Raw genomic sequence first — 18,941 nt, forward strand, 5'->3', positions numbered from 1 at the left:
CGGTATCTCAATCGATAACACCTGGAGGGTACGCCATGAGCAACAAAGCCGTTATCAACACCGACAACGCCCCGGCCGCCATCGGCCCCTATTCCCAAGCCGTGAAGTCCGGCAACACCGTCTATCTCTCCGGCCAGATCCCGCTCGATCCGGCCACCATGGAGATGGTTTCCGACGACTTCGAAGCCCAGGCGCGTCAGGTATTCACCAACCTCTCCGCCGTCTGCAAGGAGGCCGCCGGCTCGCTGCAGGACATCGTCAAGCTCAACCTCTACCTCACCGACCTCGACAACTTCGGCGTGGTCAACAAGGTGATGGAGGAGTTCTTCAGCGCCCCGTTCCCTGCGCGCGCCGCGGTGGGCGTCAAGCAGCTGCCCAAGGGCAGCCTGGTCGAAGCCGAGGCGGTCATGGTGATCGGCGACTGAGCCCCGCACGCCGGCAACGGTGGCGGCGCCTCAGCGCCCCGCCGATGCCGGTGTCGCTGCCGGCAGATCGCCGCGCAGCTTGATCACGTCCGCCCGCGGCGGCACCCCGAACATGCGGCTGTATTCGCGGCTGAAGTGGGAAGGGCTGCTGTAGCCGACACGATAGCTGGCCGTGGCGGCTTCCATGCCCTCGGCCAGCATCAGCCGGCGCGCCTCGTGCAGACGCAGGCGCTTCTGGAACTGCAGCGGTGACATCCGCGTCACCTGCTTGAAGCTGTGGAACAGCGACGACTCGCTCATGCTCACCATGTCGGCGAGATCGCCCACCCGCAGCGGCTCGCGGAAGCGCGCCTGGAGCACCTCGATCACCCGGGCCATGCGGTGGGTCTGGCCATCGACCATGGCGAACTTGCGCATATAGGGTGCCAACTCCCCGACCAGCGCCCGATAGAGGATCTCCCGCCGCACCAGCGGCGCCAGGATCGCGATGTCCTGAGGCGTATCCAGCAGCCCGACCAGACGCGACAACGCTTCCAGCATCCCCTGATCGGCCAGGACATGGCCGAGCCCGCAGGCCCCCTCCGGGCACAACTCCTCCTCCGGCTGCCGTGCCACCGGCAGCCCCATCGCCAGGATCAGATCGGTGACCTCCTGGGGGTCGATCGTGAGCTTGATGCCCAGATACGGGGTCTGGGGCGAGGCCTGGGTCACCTTGCCCAGAATCGGCAGCGGCACCGCCGAGACCATGCAACTCAGCGGGCCATAGTCGATCTGGCGATCCCCCAGCCACACCGTCTTGGCGCCCTGGGCGATCAGACACAGCGCCGGCTCGTAGACCCGCGAGCCCATGCAGGCCGTGGTCGAATTGGCGCGCACCAGCTCCAGACCGGGAATGGCGCTGGCAGTGAACCCCTCCGCGTCGGCATGGGCGAGAATGCGCGCCACGAGAGTATTCATCAAGGCGTCGAACGACGACTCGGCGTGCCTCGGGATGGCCTGTGCGGCGGTCACGGCGTCACTCCCCTGCTGGACGGATGGAAAGGCATCAAGCGATAGAGCGCGAGTATAAGCCCACTTTCGGCGATATTGGGCGCGTCTGGCAGAGACTTGCAGAATCGGGCAAGTACTCTGAAGAATTCGGCAAGACGCCGTCCTTGCGCCAGCCCCTCGCCCAGGCGGTCCCGAAACCCCTTCCGTGGCTGACCGGTTTCTGCGGAGAATCGGGCAAGCAATCGACAGGAAGCCGATAACGCCCCACCACCGCCAGCCTTTAGATTGGCACTCCATGCCCCCGGGCGGTTTCCCCGCCACGCTTGACCTCAACTTAAGTTGAGCCAATAGCTTGCCCTCCTTCGGGGAATGTCACACGGAGCGAACCATGATGGAGAAGTTCAACCAGCCCCCCGCGCCTGGCGCGAGGTTGGCCGCCGTCACGCCGATCACGGGACGGCAGATCGCGTATCTGCGAACCACCTGGCTACGAATCACTTGGCTCACAACCACCTGGCTGCTGGCAGCGCTGCTGCTGGCCGGCTGCGATGCCCACGGCGAGCCCCAGGCCGCCGCCCCGCCACCGCCCGAGGTCGATGTCGCCACCGTCGCAGCCGAGCCGATCACGCTCACCGAGACCTTCACCGGACGCATCGAGGCGCCCGAGACCGTGGCACTACGCCCGCGGGTGAGCGGCTATGTCGATGAGATCGCCTTCACCGAGGGCCAGCTGGTCAAGGCCGGCGATCTGCTCTTGCGCATCGACCCGCGCCCCTATGCGGCGCGCGTCGATGCCGCCAAGGCGGCCCTGGCCCAGGCGCGTAGCCAGCGTCAGCTCGCCGATGTCGAAGCCAGCCGCTCGCGCCGGCTGATCGGCCGCCACATGATCTCCCAGGAGCAGCACGACCAGCGCCAGGCGGCGGCCCAGGATGCCCGTGCGCGTGAAGCGCAGGCCCGCGCCGCGCTCACCAGCGCCGAGCTCGACCTCGAGTACACCCGCGTCACCGCGCCGGTGGCCGGCCGCATCGGGCGAGCGCTGGTCACCCGCGGCAACCTGGCCAGCGCCGACCAGACGCTGTTGACCACGCTGGTCTCGGTCGACCCACTCTATGTCTATTTCGACAGCAACGAGAGCGGCGCCGAGAACACGCTGGCGAGCGTCGACCCCGACCACCCCGTGGCGGTGCGGGTCAGTCTCACCGGCGAGAGCGGCTTTCCCCATCGCGGTCGGCTCGACTTCGTCGATAACCGTATCGACCCCACCACCGGCACCCTGACCTACCGCGCCGTGCTCGACAATCCGGACGGGCGCATCCGCCCCGGCCAGTTCGCCCGCGTCGAGATGCCCGTCGCCTCGCTCACCGCGGCGCTGCTGATCGACCGCCAGGCGGTGCTGACCAACCAGGATCGGCGCTTCGTCTATCGGGTGGCCGATGACAACAGCGTCACGCCGCAACCGGTGGTGACCGGCGCCGCGGTCGGCGACCGGGTGGTGATCCGCGACGGCCTCGCCCCGGGAGACCGCATCGTGGTCAACGGCACCCAGAAGATCTACGCCCCCGGCATGACCATCTCACCGCATCCGGTCGATCCACGACCGACCGACCCGCAACCCACGGCCGAAGGCGCGCTCGCAACGCGCTCTTGAGCGGCGGCGGCGCCAGGTGCGCCGCCGGCCCCCCCATTCACGGGAACGACGACAAGCGGCGGGCATCGCATCCGCCGCGCAGGAGCCCCAAGGCATGAATGTTTCACGTTTCTTCGTCGACCGCCCGATCTTCGCTGCGGTGCTGTCGATAGTCATGCTCGCGCTCGGCGCGATCTCGATCCCCAACCTGCCGATCGGCGAGTATCCGGAGGTGGTGCCGCCCTCGGTACTGGTGCGCACGGTCTACCCCGGCGCCAACCCCAAGGAGATCGCCGACACCGTCGCTGCGCCGCTCGAGGAGGCGATCACCGGCGTCGAGGGGATGATGTACTACAAGTCGGTCGCCGGCTCCGACGGGGTGCTGCAGATGACCGTCACCTTCCGCCCCGGCACCGACGCCGAACAGGCCACGGTGCGGGTGCAGAACCGGGTCAGCCAGGCCCTGGCACGCCTGCCCGAGGCGGTGCGCCGCCAGGGCGTGACCACCCAGAAGCAGTCACCGACCTTTCTGATGGTGGTCCACCTGGTCTCGCCGGACGACCGCTACGACACCCTCTACCTGCGCAACTATGCCCGCCTTCACGTACGCGACCAGCTGGCGCGCATCCCCGGCGTGGGTGAGGCGCAGCTGTTCGGCGGCGGCGACTACGCCATGCGCGTGTGGCTCGACCCGGACCGGGTCGCCGCCCACGGCCTGACCGCCGGCGACGTGGTGGCGGCGATCCGCGACCAGAACGTGCAGGTCTCCGCCGGGCAGATCGGCGGCGAGCCGATGCCGGACAGCGACTTCCTGACCCTGATCAACGCCAAGGGGCGCCTGACCAGCGAGGCGGAGTTCGGCGACATCGTGCTCAAGACCGGCGCCGACGGCGACATTCTCAGGCTCAAGGATGTTGCCCGGCTGCAGCTCGGCGCCGGCGACTACACCCTGCGCGCCCGTCTGGATGGCAAGGACGCGGTGGCGATCGGCATCTTCCAGTCGCCCGGGGCCAACGCGCTGGAGATTCGCGACCAGGTGATCCACACCATGGACGAGCTGGCGACCCAGTTCCCCGCCGGGCTCGAGTATCGCAGCGTCTACGACACCACATTGTTCGTCACCGATTCGATCCACTCGGTGATCCAGACCCTGCTGGAAGCGGTGCTGCTGGTGGTGCTGGTGGTAACGCTGTTCCTGCAGACCTGGCGCGCCTCGCTGATCCCGCTGCTGGCGGTGCCGGTCTCGGTGGTGGGCACCTTCGCGGTGCTGCTGCTGCTCGGCTACTCGATCAACACCCTGACCCTGTTCGGGCTGGTGCTGGCGATCGGTATCGTCGTCGACGACGCCATCGTGGTGGTGGAGAACGTGGAGCGCAACATCGAGCAGGGGCTGGCGCCACGCGCCGCGGCGCATCAGGCAATGCGCGAGGTCTCGGGGCCGATCGTGGCCATCGGCCTGGTGCTGTGCGCGGTGTTCGTGCCGATGGCCTTTCTCTCCGGGGTGACCGGCCAGTTCTATCGCCAGTTCGCGGTGACCATCGCCATCTCCACGGTCATCTCGACGATCAACTCGCTGACGCTGTCGCCGGCCCTGGCGGCGATGCTGCTCAGGCCCCACGATGCGCCCAAGGATCGCCTGACGCGGGTGATCGACGCCCTGTTCGGTTGGCTGTTCCGGCCCTTCAATCGGCTCTTCAACGCCGGCTCCGAACGCTATCGGGGCGTGGTGTCGCGCAGCCTGAAACGCCGCGGCGCGGTGTTCGTGATCTATCTGATCCTGCTCGGGGCCACCGGCTATCTGTTCAAGACGGTGCCGCCCGGGTTCATTCCGGTGCAGGACAAGATGTACCTGATCGCCGGCGTCAAGCTGCCCGAGGGCGCCTCCCTCGAACGCACCGACGCCCTGCTGCGCCAGGTGGTGGATATCGCCATGCACACCGATGGGGTCGAGCATGCGATCTCGTTCCCGGGGCTCAATGCCCTGCAGTTCACTAACACCTCCAACACCGGTCTGGCGTTTCTGACCCTGACGCCGTTCACCGAGCGCACCCGCACGGCAGCGGAGATCAATGCCGAACTCGCCGGCAAGCTCGGCGCGCTCAAGGACGGCATCGCCTTCTCGTTCATGCCGCCGCCGATCCTGGGGCTCGGCAACGGCTCCGGCTATCAGCTGTTCCTCGAGGATCGCGGCGGCCTCGGCTACGGCCCGCTGCAGGAAGCGGTCAACGCCTTCCAGGGCGCGGTGATGCAGACCCCGGGGATGTCCTATCCGATCACCAGCTATCAGGCCAACGTGCCCCAGCTCGATGCCGACGTCGACCGCTTGAAGGCCAAGTCGCAGGGGGTGGCGGTGGCCGACCTCTTCGACACCCTGCAGACCTATCTGGGCTCGACCTACGTCAACGACTTCAACCAGTTCGGCCGCACCTGGCAGGTCATTGCCCAGGCCGACGCCCCCTACCGCGACAGCGTCGAGGACATCGCTCGCCTGCGCACCCGCAACGCCCAGGGCGAGATGGTGCCGATCGGCTCGATGATAAAGGTCCACCAGACCTTCGGCCCCGACCCGGTGCTGCGCTTCAACGGCTACCCCGCCGCCGATCTCGCCGGCGAGGCCGACCCGCGGGTGCTCTCCTCGCCCCAGGCGATGGCCGAGCTGACCCGGATCGGCGCCCAGGTGCTGCCGGCAGGGATCGACTTCGAGTGGACCGATCTCAGCTATCAGCAGGCGACCCAGGGCAACGCCGCGCTGATCGTGTTCCCGCTGGCGGTGATGCTGGTGTTCCTGGTGCTGGCCGCGCTCTACGAGAGCTGGACCCTGCCGCTGGCGGTGATTTTGATCGTGCCGATGTGCGTGCTCTCGGCGCTGATCGGGGTGCGCCTGGTGGGCGGCGATACCAATATCTTCGTCCAGGTGGGGCTGGTGGTGCTGATCGGGCTGGCGTGCAAGAACGCGATCCTGATCGTCGAGTTCGCCCGCGAGCTGGAGCTCGAGGGTCGCGAGACCGTGGCCGCGGCGCTGGAGGCCTGCCGTCTACGCCTGCGCCCGATCGTCATGACCTCGATCACCTTCACCGCGGCGGTGATACCGCTGGCGCTGGGCCACGGCGCGGGCGCCGAGGTACGCCAGGCGCTGGGGGTCGCGGTTTTCGCCGGCATGCTCGGGGTGACCCTGTTCGGCCTGCTGCTGACGCCGGTGTTCTATGTCGCGCTGCGCAAGCTGGCCGGGCCGCTGCGCCAGGATCACGGCTCGACGCTGGCAGGCGAGAGTACCGAGCGGATGGACGACGTCAGATAGGCCAGCTCGCACGAGGCGTGCCGAATAGGCGCTAGCCACTCGATAACCACTCGATAACCACCCAGTAACGACAGAGCGCCCGGCAATGGGCGCTCTGTCGTATCTCGCATTGACTGGCTATCTCTCGACTGGCTGAGCGTTGGCGGGCGGCATCATCGCCGCCCGACATCACGCCTTGGCGGTGTCGCGCAGAAAACCGCCCTGCTTGAGGATATCGGCGTAGCCTTCGCGGAAGGAGGGGTAGTGAAAGGTGTAGCCCGAGGCGCGCAGGCGAGCGTTGTTGCAGCGCTTGCTCGAGCGCCGGCGCAGCGGTGACTGGATCACCTCCGGCGTTTCCACCTTGAGCTGCTTGGCGATCCACGCCATCACTTCGTGGAGCGGCGCCGACTCGCCGTCGCTGGCGAGATAGATCGACTCCAGCGGCTCGTCGCGCTCGGCCATTCCGATCAGATGCGCCAGCACCCCGGCGCAGTCGTCGCGATGAATGCGGTTGGAGTACATCGGCGGGTTGGCGGCGGCGATCCGGCCCTCCTTCACCTGGCGGATCAGGCGGTCGCGGCCCGGGCCGTAGATGCCGGAGAGACGCACCACGGTGCCCGGCAGCGTATGGTCGAGCAACGCCTGCTCGGCTTCGCGCATCAGCGTGCCGGAGAAGCCGTTGGGCTCGGTGGGCGAGGTCTCGTCGACCTCCTCGCCGCCCTGCTGGGCGTAGACGCTGGTCGAGGAGACGAAGAACAGCCGCTTGGGCGGCGCCTCGCGCTGGGCGAACTGGGCGATCACCGCCTTGAGCCCTTCCGGATAGGCCGCGGCGTAGGCGCTCTCTTCGAAGCGGTCGGCGGTCACCGCGTAGACCACGAAATCGGCATCCGGTAGCGCGGCCAAGGCCGCGTCGTCGGTGACGTCCAGCGCCACCGGCTCGATCCCGGTGCCTTCCAGCGCGCCGGCGTTGCGCCGCGCGCCGATCACGCGATGCCCGGCGGCGATCAGCTGCTTGCCGAGCTGGGTGCCGATATCGCCGCAACCTAGAATTAATGTGGTTTTCTTCACCTTTCCCTGGCCTCTTGGTAAAACATCCTTGTTAATACATCCGTGAAGACACGAATGACCACGAGAGACGGTCTCAGGTCGCAGACGTGAGTGACGTCTACGGCCCTTTGCGATGATTCTCTTCTCTGCGAATTAAGGGAGCCTTTCGGTCCCACCTCATGACTCTAACAGAACTCCGTTACATCGTAACCTTGGCGCAGGAGCGTCACTTCGGTCGCGCTGCCGAACGCTGCTTCGTCTCGCAGCCGACGCTGTCGGTGGCGGTCAAGAAGCTCGAGGAAGAGCTGGGCATCGCGCTGTTCGAGCGCTCCAAGTCCACCGTACAGGTGACGCCGCTGGGCGAGCGTATCGTCGAGCAGGCGCACCGCGTGCTGGAGCAGGCGACGCTGATCAAGGAGATGGCCAGCGAGGGCAAGGACCAGCTGATCAGCCCGCTGCGCATCGGCGCCATCTACACCATCGGCCCCTATCTGTTCCCGCATCTGATTCCGGCGCTGTCGCGCATCGCCCCGCAGATGCCGTTGTACATCGAAGAGAGCTTCACCGGCGTGCTGCGGCGTAAGCTGCGTAGCGGCGAGCTGGATGCGATCTTCGTCGCGCTGCCGTTCAACGAGCCGGACGTGGTCACCAAGACGCTCTATCAGGAGCCATTCGAGATCCTGCTGCCGGCCGGTCACCCGTGGACCGAGCGCGCCGCGATCGACAAGGAGGATCTGCTCAAGGAGCGCCTGCTGCTGCTCGGCGAGGGCCACTGCTTCCGCGACCAGATTCTCGAGGCGTGCCCGGCGATCAGCGCCCAGCTCAACAACCCCGAGAACACCCTGATCGCCGAGGGCGGCTCGCTCGAGACGATCCGCCACATGGTCGCCTCGGGGCTCGGTATCACGGTGCTGCCCAAACTGGCCATCGGCACCAGCCACTACGAGGGTGGCCTGCTCGAGAGCCGGCCGTTCAAGGGTGACGCCCCCACCCGCAGCGTGGCCCTGGCCTGGCGTGCCAGCTTCCCGCGGCCGCGCGCGATCGATGCGCTGATCCAGGCGATCGATCAGGTTCACGGTAGCGACGTCGAGGCGGCATGAGCCTCGACGCACCGGTCACCGACCTCGCCGGCGTCGGCGAAGCACTCGCGCTCAAGCTGGCCCGGCTGCGGATCGTCCAGATCGCCGATCTGCTGTTCCATCTGCCGCTGCGCTACCAGGATCGTACCCGGATCACTCCGATCGGCACCCTGCGGGCAGGGACCGAGGCGGTGGTCGAGGGCGAGGTGAGCGCCGCCGACGTGATCCGCGGGCGCCGGCGCAGCCTGCTGGTGCGGCTCAAGGATGGCTCCGGCATTCTCAGCCTGCGCTTCTTCCACTTCTCGCCGGCCCAGCAGCAGCAGTTCGTAAAGGGCGTGCAGGTGCGCTGCTTCGGCGAAGCCCGCGCCGGCAGCACCGGGCTCGAGATCTACCACCCCGAGTACCGTCTGGTGCAGAGCGAAGCGCCGCCGGTGGACGAGCACCTGACCCCCATCTACCCGGCCACCGAAGGGCTCGCCCAGCCGCGCCTGCGGGCGCTGATCCAGCAGGCACTGAAGCGCCTGGCGGAGGCGCCGGACGCGCTGCCGGAGTGGATTCCCGCGACGCTGCGCCAGCGCTTTCGCCTGCCCGGCCTGCTCGAAGCGCTGCGCTATCTGCACGAGCCGCCGCCGGACGCCCCGCAGGAGGTGCTCGCCGCCGGGCGCCATCCGGCCCAGCGCCGGCTGGCGCTGGAGGAGCTGCTGGCGCACCAGTTGAGCCTGCGTCAGGTGCGCCTGCGCATCCAGACCGACGGCGCCCCCAAGCTCGCCGGCAGCGGCCATCTGCAGGCGCGCTTTCTGACCCAGCTACCGTTCTCGCTGACCCAGGCCCAGCGCCGCGTGCTCGACGAGATCGGGCGCGACCTGGAGCGCGAGGTACCGATGCTGCGTCTCGTCCAGGGCGATGTCGGCTCGGGCAAGACCGTGGTCGCCGCGATGGCGGTACTGGCCGCGGTCGCCGGCGGCTGCCAGGCCGCCGTGATGGCGCCGACGGAGATTCTCGCCGAGCAGCACTTCCGCCAGTTCCGCAGCTGGCTCGAACCGCTGGGCATCGAGGTGGGCTGGCTCGCCGGCAAGCTCAAGGGCAAGGCGCGCGGCGACACCAAGGCGGCGATCGCCGATGGCCGCGCCCAGGTGGTGGTGGGCACCCATGCGCTGTTCCAGGATGACGTCAGCTTCCAGCGCCTGGGGCTGGCGGTGATCGACGAGCAGCACCGCTTCGGTGTGCACCAGCGCCTGGCGCTGCGCCAGAAGGGCGAAAACGGCGGCCTGACCCCGCATCAGTTGATCATGACCGCCACGCCGATCCCGCGCACCCTGGCGATGAGCGCCTACGCCGATCTCGACCTCTCGGTGATCGACGAGCTGCCGCCGGGGCGCACCCCGGTGCATACCGTGGCGGTGCCCGACGAGCGCCGCCCGGAGGTGATCGAGCGCATCCGCAGCGCCTGCGCCGAGGGTCGCCAGGCCTACTGGGTGTGCACGCTGATCGAAGAGTCGGAGGCACTCACCTGTCAGGCTGCAGAAGTCACCCGCGACACCCTGACCGAGGCGCTGCCGGCACTCCAGATCGGGCTGGTCCACGGGCGCATGAAGGCCGCCGAGAAAGGTGAGGTGATGGACGCCTTCAAGCGTGGCGAGCTCGATCTGCTGGTGGCGACCACGGTGATCGAGGTGGGGGTCGACGTGCCCAACGCCAGCCTGATGATCATCGAGAACCCGGAGCGCCTGGGGCTCTCCCAGCTGCACCAGCTGCGTGGCCGGGTCGGCCGCGGGCGCGTCGACAGCTACTGCGTGCTGCTCTATCACCCGCCGCTGTCGCACCACTCCCGCGAGCGCCTGGGCATCCTGCGCGACACCACCGACGGCTTCAAGGTCGCCGAGAAGGATCTCGAACTGCGCGGCCCCGGCGAGGTGCTGGGCACCCGCCAGACCGGGCTGGCGCAGATGAAGATCGCCGACCTGGAGCGCGACCGCGACCTGCTCGATACCGTCACCGCGCTGGCGACGGCACTGCTCGAAGAGGCCCCCGACGTGGCCCCGGCGCTGATCCAGCGCTGGCTGGGCGACGAGGCGGGCAGGTACGGGCAGGTGTGAACGAACCTGCCACTCCCTCGCTGTAAGCCATTACCGTTCAACCGTGTAAGCCTTTTCCTTTTAACTATGTAAGCCATTTACGTTAGACGAAATAAACTGCCAACTCATGCACTTACCCGTTCTTTTATTTGGCAATTCTGCATTAGCAATTGCTATTTTTTCTATAGCGAGTCTTCCGGCGTGGAAGGCTGACGACCGCCAGTGGCCGCTCCGACTCGCCCCGTGGAGCGGTGCCGCCAACCCGGACTGCACCGCCGATAACAGCGAATGTGCACAGGGAGGTCGGCATGGCCGGTCACTACGAGATTCATCCACGTATCGGCGTGGCACGCCTGGGCAACAGCCCGGACGAATTCTATCTGGCGCCGGAGCGCGTCGGCGGCTTGCCGATCGCTTGCGACGCATCGGGCAATCCTATCGACACCGATGGCACACCGTCGCCCGTGCGGCAGTTCAAGGACAGCATCGGCAGAATCAAGCGCCAGGCGGCCAAGTTCCAGGTCTTCGCGCGCGATGCCGAAGGCACCCGTGCGGTCTCGCTGGCCGATGACGACATCGAGAAGATCGTCTGGACGGTGCACATCGCCAACAAGAAGCCGGTCTGGTACACCTTCTCCGAGCTGCAGGGCAATCTCGAGTTCGGGGCCGCCAACAGCTATGCCAACCAGCACATTCCGGTCAACAATCCCGGTGTCATCGGTGACAAGGCACGTCAGCGGCTGATCATCGACCCCGGCCCGCGCCATATCGAGCGCCCCGGCGACCAGGTCGCTTTCTCGCGCTACAACATTCCCGACGACTACCCGTGCGGCAGCTTCCCGCCGCTCGACGCCGGTGGTGAGCAGATCGACTCGCTCGGCGAGCTACGCCTCGATGACGCCGGCAACCTGATCGCCCTCAGCGGATTCGGCCAGGTCACCGGCACCGGCGATATCACCTCCTTCCGTGGCGCCGCCGGTTACTGGGATGACATCGCCGACGGTTACGTGCTCGCCACCGTGCATCTGACCAGCGGTGAGACGGTCGAGGCCGAGGCCGGCTGGCTATTGATCGGCAGTCCCAAGTACGCCCCCGAGCTGGTCAACATCACCACGCTGTACGATACCGCCTACGACGTCGCGATCCGCCATATGAACGCCGACCCGGCGATCTACCGCGAGAACTGCGACGCCGCCAGCGCCTTTCCGAGTCACGCCGGTTACACCCCATTGGCAGGCTACGACCCCGAGTACGAAGTCGACTACGAGACCCAGGTCAGGCCGATCATCGAACGGATGCAGGGCTATCGCTGGGTCGCCGACATCCCCTATCTCGACGACTTCGCCAACCCCGGCTTCGATCTGCGCGATGCCTCGTCCGCCAATGCCGAACATCGCTGGCGCTACTTCGGTTACTTCCGGGTGCCGGTTCTGCCGCTCGATTACGCCGAGTGGATCGACAAGGTGCCCAACGGCCCCAACCAGCTGTTCTCGAAAGACGGTATCCCGCTGATGCCGCTCAACTCCGGCGACAACTCGGTGACCAACCAGGGCCCCATCTACAAGTTCGAGACCCTCTCGCCGACCCAGTACTTCTTCCTGCACCAGTGGGCGGCCGGCAAGTTCCGCACCGGCGCCGCCAAATCACGCGACCTGGCCGAACGGCTCGACGAAGCCCACACCGGCAACTGCGTCGGCGCGCCCTTCTCACCCGGCATCGAAACCACCTGGATCGTGCGCAACGCCCCCATCTATCAGGCTCCCCTACAGCTCAAGCTGGCGCATCACCAACATGGCGACGCCCGCTTGCAGACGTACTACCGGGAACACGGCCTGAGCCCCACCGCCGACGAAGCCGAGGGTCAAGGCTGTGAACCGGGCGATCTGACCAAACGCATGGCGATCCCGTGGCAGGCCGACTTCCACGAGTGCACGGTGCAGACGCCCAACATCACCAATCCGAGCATCAACCAGTTCGCCGACGGTACCGGCATCCAGGTGCCACCGACGTTCTATGTCTACTGGTGGCCACCGCAGAGCCCCATGCACGTTGTCACCGGAGACATCGAGCCCGACGCTCAGGTGCTGGACGCGGTGGTCTCGCGCATCGACGACCAGACGGTGATCGCCGCCGGACAGCGCGTTCCCTACCAGCGCGGTATCGACTCGACCGCCGCGATCATCGCTAACTGGAGCCGGCTCGGTTTCATCGTCAACCAGGGCCCCGAGGGCTTCCCCTACTTCGTCGAGCGTGAACGTAACCATGCCGCCCTGGCGCAAGGCGTGATCCAGCGCGCCTCCGGCACATGAGCCGGTCATCGGCGGAGCGGCTCTGGGATGTGGTGATCCTGGGTGGCGGGCCGGCGGGTAGTGCCGCCGGCCTCACGCTGCTGCAGCGCGACGATCTCGCCATCGCCATGGTCGAGGCCGACGCCTATGACGGACCCCGTATCGGCGAGTCCCTGTCGCCGGGGGCCCGCCCCCTGCTCGACTACCTCGGTGTCTGGGAGCGCTTTCGCGCCACCCAGCCGCTGGCATCGTTCGGCAGTCTCGCCGCCTGGGGCGGCGAGACCCCTCAGGCGCTCGACTACCTGTTCACGCTGCACGGCAACGGCTGGAGTCTCGACCGAACCGGCTTCGATCGCCTGCTGGCCGAGACGTTCCAGGCGCGTGGCGGTCACCTGTGGCAACGGACCCGCTTACGGAGCGCGCAACGTCTAGCGTCGGGGGAGTGGCAACTGCAGCTGCAGGGGGAAGAGACGGGGCCGCGTTCGCTGCGTAGCCGATTTCTGATCGACGCCACCGGGCGCAGCGGACGGCTGGCGCGACACATCGGCACGGTACGCTGTCACGAGGACCGGCTCGTCGGTATCGCGCGTGTCGCACAGTTGCCGGCGCAAGCCACGATCCCTTCGGCCATCCACGTCGAGGCCTGCGACTACGGCTGGTGGTACGCGGCCCCCTTACCGGGACGCCGTCTGGTGGTGGTGGCGATGAGCGATGCCGATCTGGCCGGTGAACGGCGACTGACAGACGCTCAGTGCTGGCAGCAACGGCTGGCAGCGATGCCACTGATCGCGCCACTGACCGAAGGGGTGCGTTTCATCACGCCCCCACGCGGTTTTCCCGCGCATACCTCACGTCTCGTCGACCCCGGGGGCGACGGCTGGGTCGCCGTCGGCGACGCGGCCACGGCGCGCGACCCGCTGTCTTCCACGGGCATTCCCTATGCCCTGGGCAGCGGCATCCACGGCGCGCTGGTCGCGGTCAATGCGTTGACCCACAACGCCGACATGCTGCCCAGTTACGCGCAGAGTCTGCACGATGACTACCAGCAATATCTGAACTCACGCTGGAACATCTACCGCCGCGAAACGCGCTGGCCGGACCAGCGGTTCTGGCAACGCCGGCGCACCCGGGTCGAGCTGGACCCCATGACGCCACTGTCCGAGGTGGCGCCGGTAACCCGGCTCGATGCGGCCGCCTCTGTGCACCTGACGCCTGGCCAGGCACGGGCCCTGCTCGCCCACTGCCGATCGGGCGCCTCCTCCCACCAGGTGGTGCGTGATTTTGCCGAGCACCACCCGGAACTGCCCGATCAACGCATCATTCTCGGCCTGCAGGAGCTGGCCGCGGCGGGATTGGTCACGCTGGGTCACCGCGTGGCCTGATCCATCAACCCAGCGGCAGCCGGTTGGTCGACTTCACCTCGCGCAGCGACAGGCTGGAGCGGATATTGGTCACCCCCGGCAGCCGTCGCAGCTCGCGCTCCACGAACTGGCTGTAATCGTCCAGATCCTTGGCCACGATGATCAGCAGGAAGTCGTCGTCGCCGGTGGTGTTGTGGCAGGCGAGGATATTGGGGCTGGCGTTGATGATCCGCTCGAACGCCGCCACCGAGCCGGCATCGTGCTCCGAGCAGTTGAGCTGGACGAAGGCCAGCACCCCCAGCCCCAGCCGCTTGCGGTCCAGATTGGCCTGATAGCCGGTGATCAGCTTCTCCTCTTCCAGGCGCTTGAGCCGTCGCCAGCACGGCGTCTCGCTCAGCGCCAGGGCTTCGGCCAGCCTGGCGTTGGTCATGCGGCCATCCTGCTGCAACAGATCCAGCAGACGCAGGTTGATGTCATCCAGCGGCTTCAAGGGAAGATCCTTCTCTATTCTGGCGATTCGTTAAAACAAGCTTGCCATCCAGCCGCGATGAGGGGAAATAACGCAAAGCTATTTCGGCCATTCGCGGTAGCCTGTCTCTCAGGATCGGCCAGTCGTCACGCCGCGCTCTCCCACCCTCCAGCGTACGAGTCATCGCCATGAAAGCCGTGGTCTTCGAAAGCTTCCAGACACCTCCCAGTATCCAGACCGTGCCCGACCCCTCACCCGAGCCTCATGGTGTCGTGGTGCGGGTAGAGGCATCGGGGCTGTGCCGCAGCGACTGGCACGCCTGGATGGGGCACGACAGCGACATCGTGCTGCCCCACGTGCCCGGGCACGAGCTGGCCGGCACCATCGTCGCGGTGGGCAAGGAGGTGACCCGCTGGCAGCCGGGCGCGCGGGTCACCGTGCCCTTCGTCAGCGGCTGCGGCGCCTGCCACGAGTGCCGCAGCGGCCACCAGCAGGTGTGCCACAACCAGGTGCAGCCCGGTTTCACCCAGTGGGGTTCCTACGCCGAGTACACCAGTCTGCAGCAGGCCGATCTCAACCTGGTCGCACTACCCGAGAGCATGGACTTCGCCACCGCCGCGGGCCTCGGCTGCCGTTTCGCCACCGCTTTCCGGGCGGTGGTCGATCAGGGCCGGGTCAGCGGCGGGCAGTGGGTCAGCGTCTACGGCTGCGGCGGGGTCGGGCTGTCGGCGATCATGATCGCCAGCGCCCTGGGCGCCCAGGTGGTGGCGGTGGATATCGACGACGCCAAGCTGCACCTGGCGCGGGAACTCGGTGCCACGGCGACGCTGAATGCCACGCAGTGTGCGGATGTCGTCGCAGCGGTCCGCGAGCTGAGTCAGGGTGGCGCCCATGTCTCGCTGGACGCGCTGGGCAGCCGGCTCACCTGCCAGAACTCGATCCTGAGTCTGCGCACCCGCGGCAAGCACGTACAGGTGGGGCTGATGGCAGGGGACCAGCAGTCGCCGCCGCTGCCCATGCACCGGGTGATCGCCGAGGAGCTGGAGATTCTGGGCAGCCACGGCATGCAGGCGCACCGCTACGGCGCCATGCTCGACATGGTGCGCCACGGCCGGCTCGACCCGGCGCGGCTGGTCGGCCGGCGTATTGGCTTGGCCGAAGCGCCGGCGGCGCTGATGGCGATGGATTCGTTCCAGGGTGTGGGGGCCACGGTGATCACCGACTTTGCGTGTGCTACCTAGACGTAGACGGGTACCACCAACTGCCTGCGCCCGTCCGGCGCAGGCATGTCCTTCCTCCTCTTTTCCTTCTCTTCTACTTCCCCTGCTCAGCTCTCCCACTCGGCACCGAACACCTCCTTGAGCTCCTCGATCTGCGACCGGTTGAGTTCGCGGTAGGGCTTGTCGCGCAGCAGCAGGTAGAGCTTGGCGGTCTCCTCCAGCTCCTCGGCGGCGCTGACCGTGGCGTCGAGCGTCTTGCCGGTCACCACCGGGCCGTGATTGGCCAGCAGCACCGCGGCGTGCTTGGACGCGTAGCGGGCGATGTCGTCGCCCAGCCGCGCATCGCCGGGGCGGCGGTACGGCAGCAGCGGCAGGTTGCCGATGCGCATCACGAAGTAGGGGGTGATCGGCGGCAGCGCGTTGTGCGGGTCGAGATCGTCGAGACAGGCCACCGCGCTGGAGTAGCTCGAGTGCAGGTGGACGATCGCCTGCGCCGCCGGCCGATGGCGGTAGTAGGCCAGATGGAAGAAGTACTCCTTGCTCGGCGGCTCGCCGCCGAGATGGTTGCCCTCCCAGTCGAGCCGGCTGATCGCCTCCGGCTCGAGTTCGCCCATGCAGGAGTTGGTCGGCGTGCACAGCCAGCTCTGCTCGTCGAGACGCACGCTGATATTGCCGCTGGTACCCGGGCTCAGGCCGCGGGCATAGAGGCGCTGGCCCAGGGTAGCAATGCGCTGGCGTAGCTGGCGTTCGCTGGTGGCGTCGCTCATCGAATGATCTCCCAGGCGCTGGTGAACATCTCGGGGGCGCCGAAGTTGCCTGACTTCAGCGCCAGATGGATATCGCCGCTGGCGGTGGCGGCGTGGGTCCAGGGCACCCCCGGGGCGATCTCGGGGCCGATGCGCAGCGCCGCGATTCCCAGCGCCTGCACGATCGCCCCGGAGGTCTCGCCGCCGGCGACGATCCACTGGCGCACGCCCTGGGCGAGCAGACGCTCGGCCAGGGTCGCCAGGGCGCGCTCGATCAGCGCCCCGGCGGCCTCGACCCCGAGCTGCGCCTGGGCCGCCTCGACCGCCTCGGGTCGGGTGTCGCTGTGGATCAGCAGCGGCGTCTCGCCGAGCTGCGGCGTGGCCCAGACCATGACCGCCTCGAGGGTGGCGTCGAAATCATCAGCCAGGCGCTGCGGGTCGAGGGTATAGGTGGGCAGACGCGCAGTGGCGTGCTCGATCTGCTCGCGGGTGCGGCGCGAGGCGCTACCGGCCAGGATCACCGCACTGCCCTGGGCCGACGGCAGCTGGCCGGGGTCACTGACCGCCGGCTGGTAGAGCGCGCCGAGGCCGAGCGCCAACCCCGAGCCGCCGGTGACCAGCGGCAGATGGGCGCTGGCGCGGGCCAGGGTGGTGAGCTGAGCATCGTCCAGGGTGTCGGTGACGATCAGCGGCCGCCCCTCGGCGATCAGCTGATCGATGCGCTCGCGGGTGGCCGCCTCGCCGCGGCTCAGGCAAGCGTGGTCGACCAGGCCGGTGGCGGCCTGGGTCTGCTGCCCCAGCCAGCGCACCAGATCGGCGTCGCGCATCGGGTTGAGCGGATGCCGCTCCATGCCGCTGTCGTTGAGCAGGCGGTCGCCCACGAACAGATGCCCCTGATAGACCGTGCGCCCGGTGGCCGGAAAGGCCGGGCAGAACAGCGTGCCATCGACCCCCAGCGCAGTCATCAGCGCCTCGGCCACCGGCCCGATGTTGCCCTCGGGGGTGGAGTCGAAGGTGGAGCAGTACTTGAAGAAGAACTTCTCGCAGCCCTGGCGACGCAACCACTCGAGCGCCGCCAGCGACTGGGAGACGGCGTCCGCGGCAGGAATGCTGCGCGACTTCAGCGCGACCACGACGGCATCCACCGGCTCGTTTGGGCTGTCGCTGTCGGGCACGCCGATGACCTGGCGGGTACGAAACCCGCTCTTGACCAGATTGTTGGCGAGGTCGGTGCCACCGGTGAAATCGTCGGCGATACAGCCAATCAGAGGCATCGTGGGGCTCCTGGGCTAGCGGTTGAGAAGCGGGTCGGGGTGAGGGTGGCCAGCGCCTTCGGCGGCGGCGGGCTCGGTGACGGGCACGCAGCTCAGCGCGATGCCGCGCTCGGCCAGCGCCTGACGCGCCGGCGGCGGCAGCGCATCGTCGGTGACGATGAGATCGAATGCCTCCAGCGAGCAGGCGCGAAAGCGCCCGAAGCGGCCGTACTTGGCGCTGTCGGCGAGCAGTACCCGCCGCGCGGCGCTGTGCAGCAGCTGCTGCTTGACCACCAGCTTGGCCTCGTCCGGCGTGGTCAGGCCGCGCTCTAGATGCCACGAGGACGAGCTGAAGAAGGCCAGATCCAGATTGACCCCGCTCAGATAGGCCGCCACCGCCGGCCCCACGGTAGCGTGGTTGTCGGGGTCGACCCGGCCGCCGGCGTGGTGCAGCTCGATCTGCGGGTAGTCGGCGAGCAGCGCGCTGACCTGGAAGCTGTTGGTGATCACGCACAGCTCGCGGTGGCCGGTGAGCAGCGCCGCCAGCTCGTAGAGAGTGGTCCCGGCATCCAGATAAATGGTCTGCCCCGGCTTGACCAGCGAGGCGGCATGGCGGGCGATGGCGCGCTTGGCCGCGATGTTGGTGGCGGCCTTGAGCGGCCAGGCGGGCTCGCGGTGGAGTGGTGCGATCCGGCGCACCCCGCCGCTGACCGAGAGCACCTGCCCGGCCTGCTCGAGACGCTGGATGTCGCGGCGCACGGTCATCTGCGAGACCGCCAGATAGGTGGCGAGCTCGGCGATACCGAGCACGCTGTGGGTATCGAGCAGATCGAGCAGCTGCTGGCGGCGCTGGCTGGGAATCACGAGTCACCCTCGAAAACGGATGATGCATTTTGTGAAAAATTCACAAAAATGCTCAAGACGAGCTCATGCTCGTCCCAGCGCCGTCGGAAGTCAAACGCCGGCGCCCTCGACGTTAGTCCAGGTTCAAGGCCAGGCCCAAGACCAGGCCGAGTGCAGTCGAGGGTGCCGGCGGGGGGGAGCCGACGCGGAAACACGCGGAACCTGCATGAAGAGCGCGTGG

At 67.6% G+C, this 18,941-nt stretch carries 14 protein-coding genes; 8 read left to right on the forward strand and 6 right to left on the reverse strand.

Going from position 1 to position 18,941, the window contains the following annotated elements:
• The first annotated feature begins 35 nt into the window (after nucleotides 1-35).
• On the forward strand, nucleotides 36-425 hold the full coding sequence (locus ABV408_RS18885; RefSeq protein ID WP_035472899.1) for a RidA family protein: 390 nt from the start codon (nucleotides 36-38) through the stop codon (nucleotides 423-425).
• Nucleotides 426-455: 30 nt separating this feature from the next.
• Here the strand turns inward: ABV408_RS18885 and ABV408_RS18890 are convergent, their stop codons facing one another.
• Complete coding sequence (locus tag ABV408_RS18890; protein ID WP_353980415.1) at nucleotides 456-1,436, reverse strand: AraC family transcriptional regulator; 981 nt, start codon at nucleotides 1,434-1,436, stop codon at nucleotides 456-458.
• Nucleotides 1,437-1,803: 367 nt separating this feature from the next.
• Between ABV408_RS18890 and ABV408_RS18895 the strand changes: the two genes are divergently transcribed.
• Nucleotides 1,804-3,063 (forward strand): efflux RND transporter periplasmic adaptor subunit, encoded by a 1,260-nt coding sequence (locus ABV408_RS18895; RefSeq protein WP_353980416.1) that lies wholly within the window; start codon nucleotides 1,804-1,806, stop codon nucleotides 3,061-3,063.
• A 94-nt stretch (nucleotides 3,064-3,157) separates the two neighbouring features.
• On the forward strand, nucleotides 3,158-6,340 hold the full coding sequence (locus ABV408_RS18900) for a multidrug efflux RND transporter permease subunit (protein WP_353980417.1): 3,183 nt from the start codon (nucleotides 3,158-3,160) through the stop codon (nucleotides 6,338-6,340).
• A 168-nt stretch (nucleotides 6,341-6,508) separates the two neighbouring features.
• Here the strand turns inward: ABV408_RS18900 and ABV408_RS18905 are convergent, their stop codons facing one another.
• Nucleotides 6,509-7,387 (reverse strand): SDR family oxidoreductase, encoded by an 879-nt coding sequence (locus ABV408_RS18905; RefSeq protein WP_353980418.1) that lies wholly within the window; start codon nucleotides 7,385-7,387, stop codon nucleotides 6,509-6,511.
• Nucleotides 7,388-7,545: 158 nt separating this feature from the next.
• Here ABV408_RS18905 and ABV408_RS18910 point away from each other — a divergent pair, with 158 nt between their 5' ends.
• The 4 genes from ABV408_RS18910 to ABV408_RS18925 all read left to right on the forward strand — a co-directional run bounded on the left by ABV408_RS18910 (nucleotide 7,546) and on the right by ABV408_RS18925 (nucleotide 14,190).
• On the forward strand, nucleotides 7,546-8,466 hold the full coding sequence (locus ABV408_RS18910; protein WP_353980419.1) for a hydrogen peroxide-inducible genes activator: 921 nt from the start codon (nucleotides 7,546-7,548) through the stop codon (nucleotides 8,464-8,466).
• The gene (recG, locus tag ABV408_RS18915) at nucleotides 8,463-10,541 is read left to right on the forward strand and encodes an ATP-dependent DNA helicase RecG (protein WP_207036718.1); all 2,079 of its coding nucleotides are present in this window, start codon (nucleotides 8,463-8,465) and stop codon (nucleotides 10,539-10,541) included. The genes ABV408_RS18910 and recG overlap by 4 nt, the downstream gene beginning before the upstream one ends.
• Nucleotides 10,542-10,828: 287 nt before the next feature.
• Nucleotides 10,829-12,829 carry a CTQ-dependent lysine 6-oxidase LodA gene (gene lodA, locus ABV408_RS18920; RefSeq protein WP_353980420.1) on the forward strand — a complete coding sequence of 667 codons (2,001 nt, stop codon included), beginning with the start codon at nucleotides 10,829-10,831 and terminating at the stop codon, nucleotides 12,827-12,829.
• Entirely contained in the window at nucleotides 12,826-14,190 is a 1,365-nt protein-coding gene (locus ABV408_RS18925; RefSeq protein WP_353980421.1) for a tryptophan 7-halogenase, read from the forward strand. The genes lodA and ABV408_RS18925 overlap by 4 nt, the downstream gene beginning before the upstream one ends.
• A gap of 4 nt (nucleotides 14,191-14,194) precedes the next feature.
• On the opposite strand, the gene ABV408_RS18930 is transcribed toward ABV408_RS18925, so the two are convergent.
• A complete protein-coding gene (locus ABV408_RS18930; RefSeq protein ID WP_353980422.1) occupies nucleotides 14,195-14,659 on the reverse strand; it encodes an Lrp/AsnC family transcriptional regulator in 465 nt (154 codons plus the stop codon).
• Nucleotides 14,660-14,826: 167 nt separating this feature from the next.
• Between ABV408_RS18930 and ABV408_RS18935 the strand changes: the two genes are divergently transcribed.
• On the forward strand, nucleotides 14,827-15,879 hold the full coding sequence (locus ABV408_RS18935) for a zinc-dependent alcohol dehydrogenase family protein (RefSeq protein ID WP_353980423.1): 1,053 nt from the start codon (nucleotides 14,827-14,829) through the stop codon (nucleotides 15,877-15,879).
• An 86-nt stretch (nucleotides 15,880-15,965) separates the two neighbouring features.
• Here ABV408_RS18935 and otnC read toward each other — a convergent pair whose 3' ends face one another.
• From otnC to ABV408_RS18950, 3 genes are read right to left on the reverse strand one after another with little or no spacing between them, the layout of a single operon-like run.
• Nucleotides 15,966-16,625 carry a 3-oxo-tetronate 4-phosphate decarboxylase gene (gene otnC, locus ABV408_RS18940; protein ID WP_353980424.1) on the reverse strand — a complete coding sequence of 220 codons (660 nt, stop codon included), beginning with the start codon at nucleotides 16,623-16,625 and terminating at the stop codon, nucleotides 15,966-15,968.
• Nucleotides 16,622-17,878, reverse strand: a complete 1,257-nt coding sequence (otnK, locus tag ABV408_RS18945) for a 3-oxo-tetronate kinase (protein WP_353980425.1) — start codon at nucleotides 17,876-17,878, stop codon at nucleotides 16,622-16,624. Before otnK ends, otnC begins: the two co-directional genes overlap by 4 nt.
• 15 nt (nucleotides 17,879-17,893) lie before the next feature.
• Nucleotides 17,894-18,721 carry a DeoR/GlpR family DNA-binding transcription regulator gene (locus ABV408_RS18950; protein ID WP_353980426.1) on the reverse strand — a complete coding sequence of 276 codons (828 nt, stop codon included), beginning with the start codon at nucleotides 18,719-18,721 and terminating at the stop codon, nucleotides 17,894-17,896.
• Between the last annotated feature and the right edge of the window lie 220 nt (nucleotides 18,722-18,941).

It is taken from the genome of Salinicola endophyticus (genome assembly GCF_040536835.1).
Lineage (GTDB): Bacteria > Pseudomonadota > Gammaproteobacteria > Pseudomonadales > Halomonadaceae > Salinicola > Salinicola endophyticus_A.